The 21,927-nt window shown below is 59.7% G+C and carries 15 protein-coding genes; 6 read left to right on the plus strand and 9 right to left on the minus strand.

Going from position 1 to position 21,927, the window contains the following annotated elements; translation table 11 throughout:
• Positions 1-122 precede the first annotated feature (122 nt).
• Positions 123-1,085 (plus strand): ATP-binding cassette domain-containing protein, encoded by a 963-nt coding sequence (locus ACF07D_RS05285; protein ID WP_391504356.1) that lies wholly within the window; start codon positions 123-125, stop codon positions 1,083-1,085.
• Positions 1,086-1,111: 26 nt separating this feature from the next.
• Positions 1,112-2,917 (plus strand): glycosyltransferase, encoded by a 1,806-nt coding sequence (locus tag ACF07D_RS05290; protein ID WP_391504173.1) that lies wholly within the window; start codon positions 1,112-1,114, stop codon positions 2,915-2,917.
• A 1,065-nt stretch (positions 2,918-3,982) separates the two neighbouring features.
• Here ACF07D_RS05290 and ACF07D_RS05295 read toward each other — a convergent pair.
• The 4 genes from ACF07D_RS05295 to ACF07D_RS05310 all read right to left on the minus strand — a co-directional run bounded on the left by ACF07D_RS05295 (position 3,983) and on the right by ACF07D_RS05310 (position 12,718).
• Positions 3,983-7,354, minus strand: a complete 3,372-nt coding sequence (locus ACF07D_RS05295) for a CDP-glycerol glycerophosphotransferase family protein (protein WP_391504174.1) — start codon at positions 7,352-7,354, stop codon at positions 3,983-3,985.
• A gap of 249 nt (positions 7,355-7,603) precedes the next feature.
• Positions 7,604-9,364, minus strand: coding sequence for a hypothetical protein (locus ACF07D_RS05300; RefSeq protein ID WP_391504175.1), 1,761 nt, complete (start codon positions 9,362-9,364; stop codon positions 7,604-7,606).
• A gap of 198 nt (positions 9,365-9,562) precedes the next feature.
• The gene (locus ACF07D_RS05305) at positions 9,563-11,704 is read right to left on the minus strand and encodes an LGFP repeat-containing protein (protein WP_391504176.1); all 2,142 of its coding nucleotides are present in this window, start codon (positions 11,702-11,704) and stop codon (positions 9,563-9,565) included.
• Positions 11,705-11,872: 168 nt separating this feature from the next.
• On the minus strand, positions 11,873-12,718 hold the full coding sequence (locus ACF07D_RS05310; RefSeq protein WP_391504177.1) for a glycosyltransferase: 846 nt from the start codon (positions 12,716-12,718) through the stop codon (positions 11,873-11,875).
• Between the two features lie 115 nt (positions 12,719-12,833).
• Between ACF07D_RS05310 and ACF07D_RS05315 the strand changes: the two genes are divergently transcribed.
• Positions 12,834-13,700, plus strand: coding sequence for an ABC transporter permease (locus ACF07D_RS05315; protein ID WP_391504178.1), 867 nt, complete (start codon positions 12,834-12,836; stop codon positions 13,698-13,700).
• Positions 13,684-14,814, plus strand: a complete 1,131-nt coding sequence (locus ACF07D_RS05320; protein WP_391504179.1) for an ATP-binding cassette domain-containing protein — start codon at positions 13,684-13,686, stop codon at positions 14,812-14,814. The genes ACF07D_RS05315 and ACF07D_RS05320 overlap by 17 nt, the downstream gene beginning before the upstream one ends.
• Before the next feature lie 77 nt (positions 14,815-14,891).
• Here ACF07D_RS05320 and ACF07D_RS05325 read toward each other — a convergent pair whose 3' ends face one another.
• Complete coding sequence (locus ACF07D_RS05325; protein WP_391504180.1) at positions 14,892-15,896, minus strand: SDR family NAD(P)-dependent oxidoreductase; 1,005 nt, start codon at positions 15,894-15,896, stop codon at positions 14,892-14,894.
• A gap of 131 nt (positions 15,897-16,027) precedes the next feature.
• On the opposite strand from ACF07D_RS05325, the gene ACF07D_RS05330 reads away from it, so the two are divergent.
• On the plus strand, positions 16,028-16,585 hold the full coding sequence (locus ACF07D_RS05330) for a TetR/AcrR family transcriptional regulator (RefSeq protein ID WP_391504181.1): 558 nt from the start codon (positions 16,028-16,030) through the stop codon (positions 16,583-16,585).
• 15 nt (positions 16,586-16,600) lie between these two features.
• Here the strand turns inward: ACF07D_RS05330 and ACF07D_RS05335 are convergent, their stop codons facing one another.
• Genes ACF07D_RS05335 through galE form a run of 3 tightly spaced genes read right to left on the minus strand, consistent with a single transcriptional unit; the run spans position 16,601 to position 20,070 of the window.
• On the minus strand, positions 16,601-17,581 hold the full coding sequence (locus ACF07D_RS05335) for a glycosyltransferase (RefSeq protein ID WP_391504182.1): 981 nt from the start codon (positions 17,579-17,581) through the stop codon (positions 16,601-16,603).
• 48 nt (positions 17,582-17,629) lie between these two features.
• Positions 17,630-19,060 carry an LCP family protein gene (locus ACF07D_RS05340; protein ID WP_119282775.1) on the minus strand — a complete coding sequence of 477 codons (1,431 nt, stop codon included), beginning with the start codon at positions 19,058-19,060 and terminating at the stop codon, positions 17,630-17,632.
• Positions 19,057-20,070 (minus strand): UDP-glucose 4-epimerase GalE, encoded by a 1,014-nt coding sequence (gene galE, locus ACF07D_RS05345; RefSeq protein ID WP_391504183.1) that lies wholly within the window; start codon positions 20,068-20,070, stop codon positions 19,057-19,059. Before galE ends, ACF07D_RS05340 begins: the two co-directional genes overlap by 4 nt.
• A 142-nt stretch (positions 20,071-20,212) precedes the next feature.
• Between galE and ACF07D_RS05350 the strand changes: the two genes are divergently transcribed.
• On the plus strand, positions 20,213-21,346 hold the full coding sequence (locus tag ACF07D_RS05350; protein ID WP_391504184.1) for a mannosyltransferase: 1,134 nt from the start codon (positions 20,213-20,215) through the stop codon (positions 21,344-21,346).
• A gap of 32 nt (positions 21,347-21,378) precedes the next feature.
• On the opposite strand, the gene purE is transcribed toward ACF07D_RS05350, so the two are convergent.
• Positions 21,379-21,891 (minus strand): 5-(carboxyamino)imidazole ribonucleotide mutase, encoded by a 513-nt coding sequence (purE, locus tag ACF07D_RS05355; protein ID WP_391504185.1) that lies wholly within the window; start codon positions 21,889-21,891, stop codon positions 21,379-21,381.
• Positions 21,892-21,927 lie beyond the last annotated feature (36 nt).

Consider the following 21,927-nt stretch of genomic DNA (forward strand, 5'->3'; position numbering starts at 1 on the left):
CCATCATTTTCAATGATGTCCAGAAGTCCTTCAAGATCAACCACACGCATTCTTTCAAAGAAGCGCTGGTAGCAACCCTACGCCGCAAAGATCTCACCACTTCCTTCCAAGCCGTCGACAATGTGTCCTTCGAGGTCCCCAAAGGTCAGTCGGTCGCTCTCATGGGACGCAATGGCTCAGGAAAATCAACCACGCTAAAACTCTTGTCCGGGGTACTTCGACCAGATTCAGGATGGATCCGGAGCCGGGGGCGAGTTGCTGGGCTGCTTGAAGTTGGAGCGGGGTTCCACCCAGATTTGTCTGGCCGTGAGAATGTCTACTTGAACGCAGCAATCCTCGGGATGTCGAGAGAGGAAACTGAGGCTAGATTTCAGCAGATACTGGAGTTTTCTGAGATCGGTGATTTCATCGACACCGAGGTCAAACGTTACTCCTCGGGAATGTACGCTCGGCTCGGTTTTTCGGTTGCCGTTCACACCGAGCTTGACATCCTCCTGGTGGACGAAATACTTTCTGTGGGCGATGCTCCGTTTCGGCGCAAATGCGACGAGAAGATGCAGGAGCTTCGCGAGCTCGGAAAGACTATGTTCATTGTCAGCCACAACTCCAGTCACGTTAAGCGACTATGTGAACGAGGCATTGTCCTAGAGCGAGGCTCAGTAGTTTTTGACGGCGAGATCAATGAAGCAGTCGAGGCTTTGAACGCACGCACAGTCGAACCTCTGCCATTCCCGGTCTCGGGTCCTATCCGAGACGCGCATCTGCAGTACCCAGCTTATGGTCGACCTACAGGCCCGGAAATAGCGCTCAATGCCGAGGGCTCGAGCTCATATCAGGAGTTTGATCGAGGCGTCATTACTACCTATATCGCCGACGATGGCGAGCGACGCACCCACGGGCTTGGTCGTGGCGTCTTCCTCGCGGCATACATGAGGAATGGTGGCCCCGAGGGGCCTTGGGGATGCGTCGCCGGAAGCCCGCATGGCATCATTGAGGACTACGAGGCACGGACGCTCAGTTTCCAACACGGAGTGGCTTCTTATCACATCGAAACCGGTCTTACGTTTACACCGCATACGGGTTAGCCAATACCTCTATTTAAGGGCGCATCGTGAAACACTACTCACTCCTGGCAAAAATCTCGCGAGATCATGGCGGTATGACGCGGGCGAGCTTTCGCAGGTCCAAAGCGCTTGCTCGGCTCGGTGAAGACGTTGAGGTACTGACATTCAATGTCGAACCGGATTTCACAGCCGTTATCGATCATGTACGTTCAGCCGGTGAGCTGGGCTCACTCACCGTCCGCAACATGCACACCGAGCTCTGTCGGTCTCCGTCAATGTTCGACCCGGATGCTGCCGAACGACTCGGGTTCACGCGTATCTGCGACCCGTTCCGCCCCACTTCTGATCTCACCCCATTGATCGGGGATTTCACCTCTGACTCGCAAGATTTTGCGGTCACTGAATGGCACGATCACGCCGGAGTACTACGCAGGATCGACCTTCGAAATCGCGAAGGTACGCTCTTCTTTGTTGACGAGCGCAAAGCAAATACCCCGCACCCGAGACGGCTCACGGTTCTTGATTCCAAGACGGGGATTCCGCTTTTCCAAGGAGGGAGTTTCGCTCTCCAAACCCTCTGGCTGGATGCGGTCGTGGGTTCAGACCTCTCGGCCATCACAATTGACGGAGTGGCCCCGAGCGAAGCATTCGCAGGGTACATGCGTCCGAACGTAGTGAAATTCCTAATTCAGCACACCATTCATCAGGTGTCCGGAACGGATCCTGTTACTGGCCCGCTTGAAGCTCGCGTGGCCAACCCGCTCCGCCAGAATCGCACGTTTGATGGACTCGTCACCTTAACGGAGAAGCAGCGCGCACATCTCCTGTCCCGCATTGATCCTTGCACAAAGACAACCGCGATTCCCAACGTAAACCCCGCCCCGAACGATGCACAAGAAGGTATTCCTCGTGATCCTAACCTGTGCGTTGTTGTGTCCAGGATAGAGGAAAGCAACAAGCAGCTATCCCACGTTTTGGGAGCGCTCGACATCGCACGACGGACGAACCCTAACATACACGCTGAGATCTATGGCGGCCCCAATGCCGGCCCAGTATGGGACCGGCTTCACGCCGACCTAGAAGCGCGAGGCCTCGGTGACTCAGTCAAATTCTACGGGCATGAAGAACAAGCAACGCGCCATTTCTGGCGGGCCGGGTTCACCGCTCTCACAAGCAAATTTGAGGGTCAATCCCTGGCATTGGTCGAAGCAATGTCTCGGGGTGCCATCCCCCTATCCTATGACGTGAACTACGGCCCGTCCGAGATCGTCCGTGATGGGCATACGGGTTATCTGGTACCCCCCAATGACATCCAAGCTCTTGCGGATCGCATGGTCCTTGTATCGCGGGAGGGCCCCGCCATCTATGAAATGCGAGAACGCGGTATCGCCGCGTCGAACACGTACAGTGAGGCCACAGTCGCCGGGGCTTGGTCTGGATTGTACGCAGACGCACTACAGGTACTTCCGTTGCGAGAGCGTCTTAGGTCGGCACACGCCTGGGCGACGAGCATCACATTAAGGGGAGGTCGGGACGTCCTGCTGAACTGCGTTCTCCAGGCGCCGCTGAGCCGCGCGTCACTTAAGAGCTCAAAAGTCCACTTGCAAGCTATCGACCATCACAGCCTCAAGTACGCGAGCATTGCGCCAAAGTCAGTGCGGATCAGACAAGGGATTATCAAGGCTCAGTTTGTCGTACCGCCCCATAGCTTCCACGAACTTGGCCGGCGAGACGTGACTGCTTGGTTGCGCCTATCGATTAATAGTCTCGCTTGGGACGTCCGTGTCTCGTGGGATGAAGCATGGTCAGCCTGGCCGGCGCGTTCACCGTCTGGGCAGCTAAATTTACGTTAACAGCTTCGCTACGCCACTGCTATTGGAGGGCGCCCTAAGAACACTTCGGGCTGTCCGCGCCGATAGCCATTGATGATTTGACCCGGCCTTCAGGTCGGTGGGGCGCTAGTGCTCAATGGCCGCCCCAGCTTGTCGCGATCTCATTCCCGACTGTCAATGGCTTGCCTCGACACAAGGGCGGTTAACCTCTTTTCATCACCGATAGAAACTCGACGACACGCTCTTTTGGGGGTTTCTCTGCCATAAGTGTTAGAGATACCACCACGCCAAAAAACATGTGCTTCAATGCAAGTTTGCCGATGATTGTGCGCCATACTAGACGCGCGCGACGGTCAGATGTCGACCTAGAGGTTGTCAATCTACGACCAAAGCCTCAGCGAGCACGCTCGTTTGCCCGAGAAAGCTCGAGCAGGTTCTCCCGCTCCTGCCACGGGAGGGGCCCGCTTCCGGCCGAGAGGTCACACATGCCAAACACGGAATAGGAGTTCGTCGTCGCCGACCATATGATGCTGGTTTGTGGAACCCGTTGGACAACGTTTAGCCTGTGAGATCTGGGGTGAATGCTTTGGCCGCGCTTTCCGCGCCAATACTTACTAGCTCGCGCGTCCGGTTATGTTGGTAGCACTTCGCGCTCTGATCAGGGGCGAAAATCACATTGTCGGTGTTTGGATCGATTCACGCAGATTGCTCCTAGGGAAAGAGGCTCTACTCAAAACACGGTCCGGGCGTGTGACGGTTCTTACCTGAACTTTTCGCGGCCTTGGACGGGGTTACAGTCTTACTCGCGCGTACTAGAAACGTGGTTGCGTTGCTTTCGCTCCGATCGCGTCCCAGGTGTATCCCACTCTTTGCGCCCCTTCTATGCATCTCCTGGCGCGGACGCGATAGATAACGGGGAGTCCGTCCGCGCTCATGTCACGGGGCGATCGCGCAGCGCCTAAGGGGTGCCGCCGTGCCCCTTCATGAAAAATCAAGGCCTCAGGTTCTTGGGGCCATTAACCCCGCCACACCACTGCCGGAGGTCCGCGACTCTCAAAAGAATCTCCCGCGCGGTTTCCTCACAGGCTACTTCCTGCTGGCCGATTGAACTCCCCACACCTCATCGACCACTCGCCGTGCCGCATTACCATCTTCCAACGAACAAAATCGGTCCACGAAGGCCAGGTACTTTGCGTCAGGTGACCAGCTTGGGGCAAGCAAGGAGCGAACTGAAGCGGCTACCTGTGCTTGTTCCATCAGTACTGGTCCGGGAACTATCTCTTCATATTCGAAATAAAATCCTCGGACTCCATCTGCGTATGAGGACAGGTCCGGCGCAAAGAAAATCATCGGCTTCCGGGTAACCGCGAAGTCGAACATCACAGACGAGTAGTCGGTGATTACGAGGTCAGCCGCGAGGTACAAGTCGTTGATCTCTGGATAGTAAGTAACATCAACAACGCTCCCGCTTGAACCAACGCTCGACCCTGCTCTCGCGTTATGGCCGTGACCACGTACCAGGAGCACATACTCCTCACCGAGCTCTTCAGTTAGGGCTTGAAGGTCCAAAAGTTCGACGAAGTCTGCCACCCAGGCTTGCGCTGATTTGTTGTCGCGCCAGGTCGGAGCGTAAAGCACAACTTTCTTGTCGTCTGGAATATCCAGCCGCTTCCGAATCTGGGACGCCAAGCTCTTATCTCGGGGGGAGAGTACATCGTTACGGGGGTAGCCTGTCTCAAGAATAGTCCCCTGATATCTGAACTCCTCAGCAAACTTGTCACTACAAAATGAGTTCGGGGAGACAAGGTAATCCCAAGAAGCCGCCTGTCTGTCCATACGCTCGATCCAGACTGGCTCGCGACGCCGGTCTTCCCAGTAGGAACGTCCGATCTTCTTCAAAGGCGTACCGTGCCAAGTCTGAATATAGGTCTGGAATGACCTCTTCTTGAACCAACTAAAGAAGTAAATGTTGTTGACCAAGTGTTCGGACCGAGAGATTTTGTCGTACCAGTCGCGAGAGTAGCGAATGACGGGAATTGCCCCTTCCGGCAGCGCAACCGTTGGGTCTACGACACCCCAAAAGAGCTTCAAATCAGGATATCTGAGACGGAGTTCTCTATGGAGTGCCAGCGCCGAATCAGTAGCTTGTTCACCTAGGTAGGATTGGAAGAAGACAGAGTTCGGAATAGGTTCCAGATCGGCCTCGCGGTGCCAGCGCTGCAACCTAGCCTGTCCCAAGGAGCCTGTGACGTCGTCCGGCGAGGGGAATGAGAGGTCGATCCACAGCCCTCCAGAAGCGGTCCGAGTCAGTCGCGTCCTATAAGCCGCGCCCTCGGCATCAATTGGGAGTTGGTCGTGCAGGGACTCGCTGAGCCCAAATCGTGACCGTCGCCGGTCATTCTTTACTACAAAACTGTACCCACCTAGCGGGGCAGCCCTACGGTGTCCGAACTCATCAACCTCCAGTAGAAACGTGGCTGTAAACCGATTATCGGCCCAAGATACTTCGATTGCCGGAATCCAGTGCAGGTTCGACTCGAGCCCCATCTCCAAAGGAGTTCTTGAGCTACCAGTCCCCTTAACAACTAACCTGTGTCCATCAAGTTGAACATCTGAGATCAGTGGCGCATAACTACCAGACCGCCATAGAAAGCTCCCTGACTTGGAGCGCGATACTAAGTAGTCCTGTCGCGCAACTGCGCCTTCCGGCAGGAGATCATTGGGCACTACCAGCGACCTACGAAGCAAGAACCCGTGTCGAAGTGGAAGCCGCTTCGTGTTCGACCCAAGCACAATAGTTTGCGACGAACGTTGTCCGTCACTTGTTGAACTACCGACACGTAGACGGCAAGCTCTATCCGTGACCTCGATGGACTCAACGAAGGCCTTGGCGCTCTCTGCAACTACAGTAAAGCCTTCACCTCGTGGCAAGTCGAGAAGGACTCTCGTACCTGACCTGGAAACGTATGAGTCCCACGAGCCCGCAGATCCATTCTGAACGACCTGGCTTACGGCAATATCCCTCACACGACGTCCCTGCGTGATTTGCATACGCAACTCGAGCTTGCCATGTTCGAGAGCGAACCTCGCGACATCGTCGGCAGCCAGGCTCGCGCTGAATCCAGCTGCATCGTAATCTGGCCACCGGGAATGATACCACCGCGAGACAAACTGATGTAGAGCCCGAATGTCAAAGTCGAGCTCTGCACCGTCCAACGCTGACCGGAGATAGAGTCGAGACACCGGACGGTCGCCGCTTGTAAGCGAGATGTGACGGACAAAGCCCCAACCATGCAGTTCAAGAACTCCGCCACGCCAGCTCACGCGGTTGATTCCGTGATCTGTTCGCAATTCCGGTTCGCCCACCTCAAACAAGGCATCCGGAAATGCTGTCTGGACCTCATCCGGGTATGTAGGCGTAAATCGCACAGTACCGTCCGCGTCAACGCGAGTCGGAAGGTGATGCCCCACCTCGTTGTGGGTGAGCATAACGTGGCCGAGTTCCTCGGGCGTACCTTGGTCAAGGGCAAAGAGGGCCACACGGGTTCTTACGTCAATCCGTTCTTGGATGGCGGGCGTGACGTGATCCGACAACATATGGACAAGTTCTTGAACTCGAGCTCTGTAGACTGCGTCGGCATGAAGGGACTCAGACAAGTACGGCATTAGGTCCATTCCAAGAACCTTGGCCACCCAAGCGTCGAAGAAGTCTTGGCTTGCGTTCTCACGCAGGTACTCATAGACGCTCTTCACTACGGCTACACGGTCGCGAACATCCTCTAAGGACCGTTTGTTTTGGGTAATTGACGTCCCATCGAATCGTATCCGCCATTTGTAGACGATCTCCGGGATCACGTCGAAAGCCCTTGCCAACAGGTAAGCGCGAGTGAGTGGGAACTGGTCTTCATAGCGAATACCCTCAGGGAATTCAAGACCTATGCGGTCAACGAATGACATTCTGAACAGCTTGTTCCATGCAAAGACGTTCGCCAGACCGCCGGTGAACTGGTCGGAGGTTATACCAAGCTGCTCCTCTTCGTGCAGTTCGCCCAGCCAAGGTGGAAGGTACTCGGACGTCTCGGACATCCGGTAGTACGCACCTACCACGAAGTCCGATCCAGATAACTCAAGCGTCCGCAACATAGCCCTGTACGCGTTCGGGGGGATAACGTCATCAGAGTCCGCAAAGACCAAGAACTCACCCGTCGCGTGCCGCATCCCCGCGTTTCGCGCAGCACCAAGACCGGAGTTCGCTTGTTGGAGGAGAACAACTCTGCTGTCTTTTCGAGCGAAGTCACGAGCAATGCTCAGCGATGAGTCTGTGGAGCCGTCGTCGACCAAAATGATCTGCAGGTTGCTATAACTCTGGTTGACAATCGACCTCAAGCACTCGGCGAGGTACTCCTCGACGTTGTATATCGGAACGACAACCGAAACAACGGATGTCTGCCGCTCCAATAGAGGCTCGCGTTGGAGTGCCCGGCGCACGACACCTCGCATAGGTACCGGCAATGCATCGAACATGCGGCGACGTGACCGCGCAAACTTCTCGTTTGTAAGGAGACTCTCGATGCTGCGGTTGAGCTGCTCATTGAAGGGAAGAATAGCTAGTTCCTAACTTTCGCACTTGTCGGGCAACCTTTGGATGCGGGGCGATTGGCCCGCCCCCGAGCGCCTAGACTGCATTGCGGTCAACGCGCCATTCTATCAGGCGGGGCCCTCGACACTGCCCGTAACCCTGGGAGCACCGTCGTCGTTCGGATGACCGTTGCCCGCTCTTGAAGCTAGGACTAGTTCTTCGACCATGTCGGCGAGTTCTGACACACGGCGTTGGTCCTCACGCAACTCATCAATCTCGGCATTCAAACGCGCAATTTCACTAGCCACCTCCGCCGGTGCCACCGAGCGTCTGAACGATGCAAATGCGCTTCTCAAACGTCGCAGCATACGTTTAACCTCTTTCATCAAGCTTGTGGATTTGCCCTCCGACACCGGGCTGATCGCTACTGGGGATTGGGCCCCAGCACTCCTGCATTCAATTTTCACGCGCGTATACGTTCTCTCACGGTCACTAACCATCACCCGTCCGGATCCGATAGGTATGACTGCCAGGCCAAAACCACTTGCTTCTCGAGCGAGTTCATCCAGATGAAGGTGCCACGTTCTTGGATCATCAAACGAATAGTTTTCTGCAAGGGAATCCAAGAAATCGATGGTCCCGAGCCCGCCCGATTTCACTGCCATCCGCATCATCGGCCAGAAGCCGGCTTTTCGGCGCCTTGGGTCTTGGCCTTCAGCGACAAACCCGGCAAATACGTCGAACGCACCGGCTGGAAGCGTCGCGACGAAGTGAAGAACCGCATTGTAGTTTGCGAAGCTAACATCAAAAACCTCTGGTTGCAGTTCACCACGTGCGCACTCACGTGCTGCATCAGAATAGTCGATTCCGACGACGACAGATCCCGGAAGCGTCGACACAGAAGACGGAAGATCAACCTTCGTCCCGCACCCCAGATTGACTACCGTGCGACTCGTGAGACGGACATCCAAATCCACGTTGGCAAGGCGCGCATAATTCACCTCTTCGGGGTGTTCGGTCGCAAGCAGTTCCCAAAAATGCCGGTGCATGTTGAACGATCCGAATTGACTGTTGAATCTACGCGCAGTTGCCGGGGGCGTGACTAGCTGAAATCCAGGTTGAGGTGTCCGCCAATTTTCATCGTAATTCATCTCGAGCCACGCCTCGAGATCGGCAGGGGCATTAAAGCTCTCCCCTCGGATCGGAAGATCCCTGAATGGCAACAATTGGTTACGCTTGAAAGGTCCTCTGACGTGGAAAGGCTGACACAAGTTACCCCGCGAGAAATACGCGGCGAATACATCAACGTAAAGCGAGTCGTCCAAGCTCTGCCGGGGTGGTGGATACACCTGCAAGTGTGCAAACGAATGGACACGAACTCGATAGCCAAGAGCTCGCAAGTCCTTCGATAGTCGCATTATCGATCTCGCGACGGCACTTGGGTGCCCGTCTTCAAGGAAGACCGCAACATCTGCGTCGTCGTCGTGGGCCAACAAGTCGCCGTCTCGGTAAGGCCCAAGCGCGGTTCCCCCGACGACAAAGACACGGTGATTGAGCGATTCGAGGGCGTCACGTACGCTCATGAGTACCCGAAGAAGCTCGTTCCTGAGGTCGCTCCCGGCACCATCCGCGAGCATCGGTTTGGGGCGCAACCACTTGTTGAGCATTAAGGGTCGACCACGGGCATCCTCAAAGCGAAACGCTTTCCCGGAATCATCAAAAACCAACCATTGTTGAGCTAGCAGGTCGCCGTCTGCGGAATTCACTACAGCAACCTCGGCGCTTCCGAACAGCCGCTGGGATAACGCGGGCGGCCAAGGAAAGAACTCTTCGCGTTCCTCGACCAATGAAATCGACCAAATACGCTGGTCGTTGAAGATCACATCCACAGAGGTAAGGGTTCGGAGCGTCTTGGGAATATGTACGCCGCTAGCCTGCACGATTACCTGTTCCAGCGGCTCATTCCTTCCGTCACTGATGTTTGACTACCGGTACCCTACAGTTCAGGTCCTTGTCACCATCCTTTCACCCTTGCAGCCTGCGGGGCTGCGAACAAGCCTCTAGCCGGGGGAGGAACTCAGGAACAGTTACCCACGCTGTGGCTCTGCCAATCCATTGGAGCTGGCCGCGTCTTCGACTTCGGAACTACTCTCAGAAGTCTCCCCATTCACGCCAGCGCCAGGCCCATCAGCATTAGCGTCTGGCACGGGTGTTTCGTCAGATGGGGATTGCTCCGCGCGCTCCAGCCGCTGGGACGGAGCGAGCTGCACTGAGACCTTGCCAGAAGCATCAACCCGAAGCGACCCGTTCCTAAACTGCTGGGTCACACCTGCACTGTCTTCAACCAGCGGCCCTATTGGGAACCCCAATGGACCTGCCTGAGCTCCACGGGCTTCGTATGCTTCGAGCATCACACCGAAGACTTCCCATGCGCTTTCAAAGTCTTCCTGGTAGATGACTCCTTGTTCAAACCGCTGGATAGCCCGATCCCCCGCTAGAGTCACTGGAGCTCCAACGGGATAGCCCACTACCCCAGCACCGGACTTAATAGTCCAGTAACGACGAAGTATTGGCCCGGTCACTTCCCACGCTGCCCCTGTCGAAGACTGATAGAGCGACCCTCCTTCAAAAGGTTGACCAAACCCACCGTTCTTGTAGTAAAGCATCGGACCCGTTGGATAGCGCAGCACTCCAGTAGTTGACTTTTGGGCCCAATACCGGCTCAACATGCTTCCAGAGATCGCGAATGCTTCCTGGCCATTTCTGCCATAGATTGATCCGCCCGAGAATGCCTGGCCGACCCCTCCACTGAGGTAGTTATTCTGGTTTCCGGTGGGGTACCCCAGCAGTCCGGATATTGATCCGTTCTTCCAGAAGGCATCCCGCACCGCGCCTGACACCTTTCGGCCCCCAGTCGCCTCGGACCAATAGATCGAGCCTCCCTCAAATCCTTGGCCTCTGCCGCCATCCTTGTAATGGGATGCTCCGCCTGTTGGGTACCCCAAAGACCCCGAGACTGACCCCAGCCGCCAGTACTCGTCCCGGAGCGGAGGAGCGACTATTGCTCCTCTGGTGCGCGGTCCCACGTAGACAGATCCGCCCTCAAAGCCCTGTCCAACCCCGCCATCACGATAGGCGTTCTCTTTGCCACTGGGAAACCCAAGGGGCCCGGTCCAGGAGCCGTTCGCCCAATAGAAGTCACGAATTGGTGTGGTGTAGACAACATGAGCTCCTGTTCCGGAGGACCAGTAGATGCTGCCTCCGGCAAAGCCCTGCCCTACCGCGCCGTTGGCATAAATGCTCGCTTTGGCCGCGGGCTGGCCAAGCCTCCCTGCGTTACCTCCGACGGCTTCATAGGCTGCCAGGACGCGGCTATGAACCTCAGGCCCAGCTGGACTACCGAACCAAGCCTTATAGAAGTTGTAGAAGTTGCGATTTCCATACGACGAGCAGTTGTCGCCCGTACCCCATCCGGCGTTCAGCGCCGCCTGGTTGGGACGATATGGAGTGTAGATGTAGAGGGCCGCCGTCGCCCAGTTCTCAATACGAACGCTCGAGGTCCCACATGACGTGTTCGGATGCCATTGAATTGTGTTGTTCTGGAACGGCTTGTAGTTGTAGCTATTGGGGAAGGCTCTGTAGACCTTAAGCTGCCAGGCTGCACGGTAGACCTGTTGGAAGAACCCGCCCTGCGTTGGGTCGCAGTTGGCGGTTCCACCCGGGCCACTGTCCGGGCAGGCGTACCCCATCGCTTTGAAGTACTGCTCGTTATTTGGCCACGGATCGGTGATGAGGCTCTGCTCTTTTTGCAGCGTAATCAGCAGTACGCGCTGGCTGATTCCGCAGGCTTTGCCCACCTTTGCAACAATCTGAGCCGCGGTCTCGTTCCCACCGCCTACGTATGCGCTGCAGTACGCGTTCGAAGCACGACTCTGGGTCTTCGCAACGTAATCGCGCGTACATTTTGAAGCGAGCGTTGTTGAAACGCCACCCCAGGTCACCCGCTTGCCTACCTCGTAACCTTTACGCCCAAGCCAACATTCAGGGACCTGCTGATTCAGAAACGTCTGCACCTGAGCAGCGGTCATGGCGTTGCCGTCGTAGAAGTTGGCATCCGACACGATGTTTCCCGCTTGGAAGCCGTCAGATGGGCCAGCTGCCATCGCCGGTTCCGGTGCTGTCAAAAATCCAACGGCCACAGCGAGCGTTGCAACGATGGTCGCAAACACGCGCATAGGCGTGCGGAGGGCGGGAAGACGCGAGGCCGATGACGGATCAGCCTGCGGTGAGGTGGTGGGCCGCATCGACTCAACTTTCACTCTACAGTTGAAGCTTTTCGGCAAGTCTACGGGAATGCCATTTTCACGTCACCCTGTATCAGCGGAGCTTGCGCAACTCTACCCATTGTCCCCGGGGAGTCCTCCCCCAACGAACCGCCTGAACAGCACCCGCTTGACCCAAGCGGGCATGAGCCGGTACGCCCCCTTGATAACGACATTGCGGAGGTACTGGCCTCGCGTAATGAATCCCATGCGGAGCATTTCGCGCTGCAACGCCCACTCCGTCTTCGCTTCCTGCCAGCCGCCGCGTCGAGCAAATGCACCCGCCCCGACGCGGTACTTCACCAGGGGCTTCGCAATGTTCTCGACTCGAGCGCCAGCCGCAATTAGCCGGATCCCAAGCCAATAGTCTTCCATCTTGCCGAACGCCTCGTACCGCCCGATCCGGTCGAGCGCGTCAACGCGATACATCATGGTGGGGTGGTTAAACGGGTTGTGGGTTCGCGCATGCTCCCTGATACGTTCCGACCCGACCGGGGGTATTCGCTTCGCGGTCGGCAAATCCGGATCAGACTCAAACTCCACCATGCCTGCCCCGACGAGATCGTATCCCCGACTCAACAGCGACCATTGCGTTGCGAACCGCTCCGGCACAGACACGTCGTCGGCGTCCATCCGAGCAACAACTGAGTACGAGACCGCGTCGAGTCCTGCATTCAGCGCCGCAGTCAGTCCGCTGTTCTGAGCAAGGCGTACGACCCGGACGGGCACTGGACTCTCCGATTCGATGCGGGCGAGCTCCTGCGCCAACGCAGTAGGAACTGGGCCGTCTTGCACGATCACCGCTTCGCTCGGCCGCAAGGTCTGGTCGTCGACGCTGCTTGAATACGCGAGCCGAAGGAACGACGGATCATCGCCTGCGTATACAGGCAGCAACAGCGAGAATTCAGGAACGTTTTCCATGGTCTCTAAGACTAGCTGCGATGCGCCAGATAGCTTCTCCCACTGTTCAGCTCGCCGTAACCGCAGCGGAGCACAAACAACTTCGGGTTCAGGATGCGGCCAGTAGACTTCCCGTGTGAGCGCAAACGCGATTCTGAGTGATCCCGACTTCCGAAAGCCCGGGGCGGACAGAGGGCTGCTCGGGGTGCTCCGGCACCGGCACCTCCTCTCCCTCCTCCTCAAAAAGGGCATCTCGACGAGATATCACGGCTCAGCGCTCGGCTGGGTGTGGTCGTACATCCGGCCCGCCGCGCAATTCTTGATGTACTACCTCGTCCTCGGCGTGCTCCTGGGCGGACGAAAAGACATTACTCTGTTCCCGATCTACCTGTTCTCGGGCATTGTCGCGGTCAACCTGTTTAGCGAGGTGCTCCGTAATACGACGAGCGCCATCACCGACAACAAGTCACTTGTGAAAAAGATTTACCTGCCGCGCGCGCTCTTCCCGCTTGCCGCCGTCGGCGTCGGGCTCGTGCACTTCTTGCCGCAGGCGATCCTGCTACTGGTAGTCGCCCTCGTCTTTGGGTGGGCTTTCGGTTGGCTCGCGGTCGGGTCGTTCCTCGTGGGCATCTTGTTGATCCTCACGTTTGGGCTTGGGCTTGGATTCTTCTTCGGCGCAATCAACGTTGCGTACCGGGACGCGAAGAACTTTGTCGACCTGATCCTGATGTTCGCGACATGGGCGTCGCCGGTGCTGTACTCCTGGGAGCTTGTGCATACGCATGCGCCCACGTGGCTGTACAACATTTACATGGTGAACCCCGTCACGGCGGCCGTTGAGCTCTTCCACACGGCGTTCTGGGTACCCATCGCACCAGATGATCCCCGCCCGACGAGTATTTTGCTCCACACGCTGATCGCTGCGGCCATTGCACTGGGCACGCTCATCATCGGCCAGCTCACCTTTAGAAAGTTGGAGGGGTCCTTTGCCCAGAACCTCTGAACCAGACAACCGGCCGGTCATTGCTTTCGAGAACGTGAGCAAGAGCTTCAAGATCAAGCATGCCCACTCGTTCAAGCAAGCATTCATCTCTGCGATCAAGCGCAAAGAGCTCTCGAGCCATTTCAACGCAGTCGACGACCTGAGTTTCGAGGTTCCCGAGGGGCAGTCGGTGGCGCTCATGGGGCGGAACGGCTCAGGAAAGTCAACCACGCTCAAGCTGTTGTCGGGTGTCATGGACCCCGACTCCGGCTGGGTGCGTATCCGCGGCCGCGTAGCAGGTCTCCTCGAAGTGGGTGCGGGATTTCATCCGGACCTGACGGGAAGAGAAAACGTGTACTTGAACGCTGCGATTCTCGGCATGAGCAAGGAGGAGACCGACGAGCGCTTCGACGAGATTCTTGCTTTTTCGGAGATCGGTGACTTCATTGACACCGAAGTAAAACGATATTCGTCAGGCATGTACGCGCGTCTCGGTTTCTCGGTTGCCGTGCACACTGAGCTCGATACCTTGCTCGTCGACGAGGTGCTGTCTGTCGGCGACGCCGAGTTCCGCAAAAAGTGCGAGCGCCGGATGCTCGAACTGCAGGAGCAAGGCAAGACGATGTTCATCGTAAGCCACAGCGCAAACCAGGTTCGCAAACTCTGTTCACGTGGCATCGTGCTCGAGCACGGGCGCAAGGTTTTCGACGGACCCATCGATGAGGCGCTGGTGCGGCTGCAATCTAACCCGGACCTCGTCGAGACCGTGTTCCCAGTTGCGGGCTCCATCTACGATCTGTACTCCGCGGATCCCGAGAGGTTTGGGGCCCCAATCGGACCACAGCGCGAAACAGGCGATCGTATTCGCGGGTTCTTCCAGGAGTTTGAGCGCGGGATCATCACGAGCCACTACCCTCGGGGGCGTGTTGAGCCGCTGACGATCGGGCTGAGCAAGGGGAACTTCCTCGCAGCGTACATGCGCAGCGGCGGCCCAGCGGGTCCGTGGGGTTTCATGCAGACAGGTCCCGTTGGGAATCTCGATGAGTTCGAGCCACGCGTGATGGAGTTCACGAACGGGCGCGCAGTGTTCACTCTCGACGAGGGGCTTCACTTCGAAGCGAACGACGCGGGCTAAACCTGTCGCGAGGCGCGCCACGATGGGCCAGGGGCTGGGGCCAGGCCGAAGCCCCGCCCAGCCCCGCCGCAGGCTCCCTACTGCACCGACCAGCCGCCGTCGGACGTCAGGATCGCGCCGTTGATGTTCACGCCGTCGTCGCTGAGAAGGAACGTGATTGACGCAGCGAGCTGTTCTGCCGTTGCGACCGACGGGATCGCATCTTGGAACGGCTTCAGTCTGGCGCTGCCGAACTCTGAGACGTTCGCAGGGAAGGGGATGCCCGTTGCAACGCCGCCGGGTGCGACTGCGTTGACGCGCAGGCCCTCGGTTGCGTACATGAAGGCCGCGCTCTTCGTCAGGCCGATGACGCCGTGCTTCGATGCCGTGTAGGCGTTACCTGATGCGTTGCCGCGGATACCTGCCTCCGAGGAGATGTTCACGATGGAGCCCGCTCCGGCCGCGCGCATCGCGGGAACGACGGCGCGGGTGAGCTTGAAGACTCCGGTGAGGTTGATACCGATGACGCGGTCCCAGATCTCGTCGCTCGTTTCGTGGATCGGAGAAAAATCGTCGTTCACTCCGGCGATGTTCGCGAGCCCGTCGATGCGCTCGCCGGCCGCCTCAAGGATCTTGTCGATGTCAGCTTGCTTGGTGACGTCGCCTGCGACGGGGACAACGCTCCCCTCCGGCGCATCGTTCGCGAGGTCGGCGAGCTTCTCGGCCGAGATATCGACGGCGACGACGCGGCCGCCCTCTCGCGCGATACGTGAGGCGGTCGCGCGGCCGATCCCGCTCGCGGCTCCAGTGACGATGACTGTCTTGCCGTCGAAGCGGCCACCGGTGACGCGCTCGCGCCACGCCCCGCCCTCGGTGTCGTCAGGCAGTTCGCCGTCGTTGACTGAACGTACAAGATCGTCGACGACTGACTGGGGCATCTGTCCCTGGCTGAGGGCGACGAGCTGCTGCAAGGGGAGTGCGCGGACTGGAGTGAGCGACTCGGCGTCGCCTCCGGACTGCGAGAGCATCGCGCGAATTGCCGCGCCGCCCTCCGGGTGATCGAGCCACTCCCCGATTGTGCTGTTGGCGGTGAGCGTGGACATAGGGCCTCCCTCGTTGGGTGTCCCTGCCCTGCGCAGGGACGAACACCCTCAGACTACTCCAACACGTGTCGGAGATGCCATGCGTTCGTCCGCGGCGTACGGGCACCAGATTTCCTGCGAGAATCGAAGTCATGGATCCACGCGCGGCACACACCCAATCGCTTCTGCGCTCGGCAATCGTGACGCTCGCGTCAGATCGCCCGATCACCGAGATCACCGTCAAAGACATCATCGAGCTCGCGGGCGTGAACCGCTCGAGCTTCTATCAGCACTTTGAGAGCCGCGAGGAGCTCCTCGCCGTCGCGCTGGAGCATCTCGAGACCGAGATGGCGCGCGCCGACGAGCCTGTGATCATCACCGACGTTTCGAGACCGCCCGCGGAGCTTGTGCGCTTCATGCACCACTTCGCAGACAACGCAGGACTCTACCGAGGCGTCTTCGGCCCGAACGGCTCCGCGCTTGTCGTTGCTCGGGTACGCGCACGGATCCTTGAGCTCGTGCGCGCCGGGATCCTCATCTCACCGGAGTATCGCCGCCTCACCGACCTTCCGGTCGACATCGAGGCCGCAGGCACCTCGGGGGCGCTGCTCGGCGTGATCGAGGCCTGGCTCGCGCAGGATCCGCTGCCGGCGCCCGAGACTGCCGCAGGCTGGATGTGGAGCGTCCTCACCCGGACGCGGCCGCTTTAGGCCTCCGCACGGCGACTAGGAGCGACGCTCGACCTTCTCGAGCCGCTCAATCTCGATCATCACGTCGACTGGCACGCCTGTGTCTCGGAGCACGTCACGCGTCGACCGTGGGTTCGTGCGCATGCCCTCGCGCCACCCGCGCTTCAAGCAGTCACGCAACTGGGCGCGGTCACTCGACGCTTTGAACGTGCGAACCCAGCGTCGCAGGCTCGCACCGAAGTACAGGAACTTTTCCCAGCCGTACAGCGCATCTGAGCGGCGGAACACCCACAGCTTGTTGCGTACCTCGAAGAAGAAGCGGGGGCCAGGATCGGCGTCGCTCGACCCTCGCTTCGCTGTCTTGTGCGTGACGACGGAGGCTGGCGTGTACACACCTCGGGCGCCACGAAGCAACCGTGCCGAGTATTCGAAGTCGTCGTTCCACAGGAAGTAGTCGGCGATCGGCAGCCCCAGCTCACGTACCCTGGCGGCGCGCAGAAACGCTGACACGAACGAGATGGATCGAATCTCCATGCCCCCCGCGGCCGCGGCACGCTCCCGCTCAGCCTGGCCTGCGCGGATCTTTGCCTTCGGCGTGTTCATCGGGTGGTCCTCGCCGTCGGTCCACACCACGCGCGAGCCCATCACGGCGAGGTCATCGCGGCCAGAGGCTCGGTAGCGCTCGTGCGTCTCGAGGGCGCCAGCGAGCGCGTCTGGCCCGGGCACGGTGTCGTCGTCCATGACCCAGACCCAGTCGGTCTCCTCGTCGACAACGGCGGCGGCGATACCGACGGCGAAGCCGCCCGCCCCGCCCGTGTTCTTGTCGAGCTTGATGAGCCGAGCGCACTCGCCCCATTCGGCGAGCCGCTCCTCAGCGAACTCGGTCGAGCCGTCTGTCGAGGCGTTGTCGACAACGACAAGCCTGTCGACGGGTCGCGACTGCGCCGCGAGCGCGTCGAGCGCCTCGCCGAGCAAATCGCGTCGGTTAAAGGCGACCAGTACTGCAGTGACCCGCATGACCACCCTTTCGTTGCACGTGAAACCCGACCTAGTCTAGGGGATCGATCACTGAGCATCACCCTCAGGCTGCGGGCTTGCTGCCGCGACGCCTTGCGCAACGAGGTCACGAATCACCGCGTAGTCGGGCGCCTCGGGGTCAACCGTTGGCGGCACGAGCTCGACGTTCACGATCTCGTGACCGCGCGCCTTTCCAGCGAGGTCGACAAATCTGCCAAGCATCGAATCGGGAATATCAGTCTTCACGAGCTGGGTTCCTGCCGCGGCGATCTCTTGGAAGCGCAGCAGCACGTTCGCCGGGTTCATCTGGGCGAGGATCGCAGCCTGCAGGTCCCGCTGCCGCTGCATCCGGTCGTAGTCGCCGTTCGTCGATCCGTAGCGAGACCTGGCGAACCACTGGGCGTAGTAGCCGTTGAGGTGCTGCTCGCCGGGCTCGATCCACTCGTCGACGTTCACGAGCTCGCCAGTGTACTCGTCGATCCCGCCGCCGATGGGCAGCGGCTCGGGAACGTTCACGGTGACACCACCGAGTGCGTCGATGATGCTCGAGAATGCGTCCATGTTCAGCAGCACGAAGAACTGCGGGTCGAGTCCTGTGGCGCCCTGCACAGCGTCTTTCGTCGCCTCGATACCAGGTTCGGACCCCTGCTTCACAGCTTCGGGGTAGAGGCCCCCATACATGTCTGGGAAATCTTCAACCTCGGTATAGACGGCGTTGAGGTAGCACGTTGTGTAACAGCCTCCCCAGTCACCGAACGAGTTGGGCGCGACGCCGAAACCGTAGGGGTGGATCGCCGCCATCGGAGACTCCTCAGGGAATGGCATCTCGATAAGCTCACGCGGCAGCCCAATGATCACCGACTGGCCGGTCTTCGCGTCGACACTCACGAGCGAGATCGAGTCAGGGCGCATACCCTCCCGGTCAGAGCCAGCGTCGGTTCCGAGCAGCAGGATGTTGTAGCGCCCGTCGATTGGGGCCACAGCGGGTGCGCCGATGAAGATACTCCCGATCGCGCCGCGACCAGAGTTAATGAGCGTCGCGGCCCACGCCGCGCCGGCGACGGGCACCAGGGTGAGGATCACCGAGAGCATGGCGACAGGCACCCGCCATTTCGGCTTCACTTTGACGAGCCGCGTGAGGCGGAGGGTGTCAATGCCGAGAACGAGCCACATGATGCCGACACCGACGACAAGCCACTGGAGCACGAGCAAGAACAGGCCGTTCGTGAGCACGGAGAGCGTCGCGGCGCGCGCGAACAGCAGTCCGAGGAGCGTGATCGCCGCGAACAGCAGCGCCCCGACAGTCACCCCGATGCCAAACCTGCCGAGCTTGCGATTGCCGGCGAGCAGCTGCGCGCTGCCAGGCAGCAAGAACCCGAGTACCACGAGCCACCGCGCGCGCTTGGTCATGAGCGGCGGCGACGACAGATCCGGGGTGCGGATCGGCCGTTCTAGGTCATAGTCAAGACTTACGCTCATACACCGTACCCGTCGGGGTTCGCAGACTGCCAGGCCCACGAATCCCTGCAGGCATCGGCGAGCGAGCGGCTCGTCTGCCACTCCAACTCGCGGTTCGCCTTCGCCGGGTTCGCAACCGTTTCGGCGACGTCGCCGTCGCGCCCTGGAACAACGACATATGGGATCTCCCGCCCCGCCGCCTCCCCGAAAGCGCGAACGACGTCGAGCACGCTCGAGCCGGTGCCAGATCCGAGGTTGAAAGCAGTGACGCCTGCGGTCATCCGCTCAAGCGCCGCAACGTGCCCCTCGGCGAGGTCCATGACGTGAATGTAATCGCGGACGCCTGTTCCGTCGGGGGTCGGGTAGGTGTCTCCGAACACGCTGAGCTTCTCGCGTTTACCGACCGCGACCTGCGCAATGAATGGCATGAGATTGTTCGGAATCCCTGACGGGTCCTCTCCGATACGCCCAGAAGGGTGGGCCCCCACGGGGTTGAAGTAGCGCAGCAGGACCGCCTCAAGTTCTGGCCACGACACCTGCGCGTCGCGAATGATCTGCTCGATCATCGCCTTCGACCAGCCATACGGGTTCGTGAGGCCAACCCCGGCAGGGTGTTCCTCATCCTGAGGAACGTACTGCGGGTCTCCGTACACAGTGGCGCTCGAGCTAAACACGAGCCTCGTGATTCCGCGCTCGCGCATGAGGTCAAGCAGGTTGAGCGTCGAGTCGATGTTGACACGGTAGTAGCGTGTCGGCTGAGCAACTGACTCGCCAACGGCTTTGAGCCCAGCAAAATGCACGACGGCGTCGACTTCGAGCCCTGCGAACGCCGCCTCGGCGGCGGCGCGATCGGCGAGGTCGGCTTCGATCACCGGAATCTCGCGACCGGTGAGCTCCTCGACCCTGCGAACCGCCTCGCGGCTACTGTTCGAGAAATCGTCGAGCACGACGACCTCGTGGCCGCGCTCAAGGAGCACAAGGGCAGTGTGGGAGCCGATGTAGCCGGCCCCTCCGGTGAGCAGAACACGCATAGCAAGAGGCTACTTCACGTGATTGTGGAGAACCATGAGGCACTCCGTGAACTCTCAGGGCGCGCCGCACAGAAACTGCAATGGCAGCCCCGTAGAATAGCTCAAGGCAAGCAGTAAGTTAAGGTGCGTTTCGGAGGTGGGCATGGCGACTCTCAGCCTCATCGCCGAGCCCTTTCCCGATTGGGAAGCCCGCGTGCACTTCGCCGCAGCCGAAGATCTCGCGAACGCACTCGCTGCGACCGCTCCACGCAGCTGCAGCGCGCGCTTCCTCTCAGCCCGCGGCACGGTTCCGCCCGAGTTCAACTCACCACGGATCTCCGCGGAGCACCTGCCAATGGGCGCGAACGCACTGCCCATCCTGTGGCAGTCAAGCACGACCGCCCGCCCGCTCGACGGCGAGATGACCCACTCGGTGACACCGATGATCCCGCTGCGCTCCCGCGCAGAAGACGACGGCACGCAGACCACGGTGACTGTTCCGAACGGGCTCGCATGGGAAGCCCCAGATCTCCTGACCCCTGCGCAGGCACGGCTGACTCGGTCGTTCGTGAAGCGCGCTGCGCGCTACGCAGACGTGCTCATTACGACCTCGCACTCGACCGCGTCACTGCTCCAGGAACACTACGGGCACGACCTGCCAGTGCAGGTCATTCCGCCAGTTGCCCCCTCAGCATTTCTCGCGGCAGCCGACTCGGAATCGCGCCGCGAGCGTCTCGGTCTGCCCGAGCGCTACCTCGTGACGACTGCGAATCTCGACGACCACGGCCGCCTGCAGTGGGTCCTTGACGCATACGAGTCAGACCCCTCGCTCCCCCACCTTGTTGTGGTCTCTGGCCTCGACCCTGTACAGCACGTGAAGGGCGCACCGCAGCCCGGCGACGTCGTCAGCCAGCTACCAGCGAGCATTCGTGACAGAGTCACAGTTGTGCCTGTCGAGGACCTCTCCGACGTCGGGGCGATCCTCTCGGGCGCCGCGATGCTCCTCCAGCCCCAGTCGTTCGCAGGCACGGGATACACGATCGCCGCAGCCCTCATGGCTGGCGTTCCTGTGCTTCACGCGGGCTCAACAGCGTTCGACGAGCAGGTACTCGACGCCGGAATCGCCGAGCCAGAAGCTCCCGGTTTCATCACCGCACTCTCGCGCCTGTTTATCGCGAGTGCGGGTGACGGCACAAGCGAGCTGGAGCGGTTGACAGTCCATGCCGCAGACCGCGGTCGGAGCTACTCCTGGAACTCGGTCGCGTGGCAGCTCTGGGAGACGCACGCCCTCATCTAGGTCGCGTGTCGCTTTGGCCCTTGTCGCGCGGGTTACGCCGTGCCAGCGACCCGTGCCTGCAGGGCAGCGTTCTTCTCAGTGACCATGTCGGTGAGGCCCTGGGCGTACTCATCGAGCTTGGCGCGGAGCGCGTCGTCGCTCGTCGCAAGAATTCGGGCTGCAAGGATTCCAGCGTTCTTCGCGCCACCAATCGAGACCGTCGCGACGGGAATGCCACCTGGCATTTGCACGATTGAGAGCAGCGAATCCATACCGTCGAGCCGCGCGAGCGGCACAGGAACCCCGATGACTGGCAGCGAGGTCATCGAAGCGACCATGCCCGGAAGGTGGGCGGCGCCGCCTGCACCGGCGATGATGACACGCACGCCACGACCGGCTGCCTCGCGAGCGTAGCTCACCATCTTGTCGGGCGTCCGGTGCGCGCTCACGACCTCGACCTCGTGCGAGATTCCGAACTCGCGGAGCATGAGCACCGCGTCTTCCATCACGTTGAAGTCTGAGTCGGAGCCCATAATGACGCCGACGAGTGGTGCAGATTCGCTCATGCCCCTATCGTACCGGGCGGCCCGGGCTCCCTGATG

The organism is Leucobacter sp. NPDC015123, from assembly GCF_043080205.1.
Taxonomy (GTDB): domain Bacteria; phylum Actinomycetota; class Actinomycetes; order Actinomycetales; family Microbacteriaceae; genus Leucobacter; species Leucobacter aridicollis_A.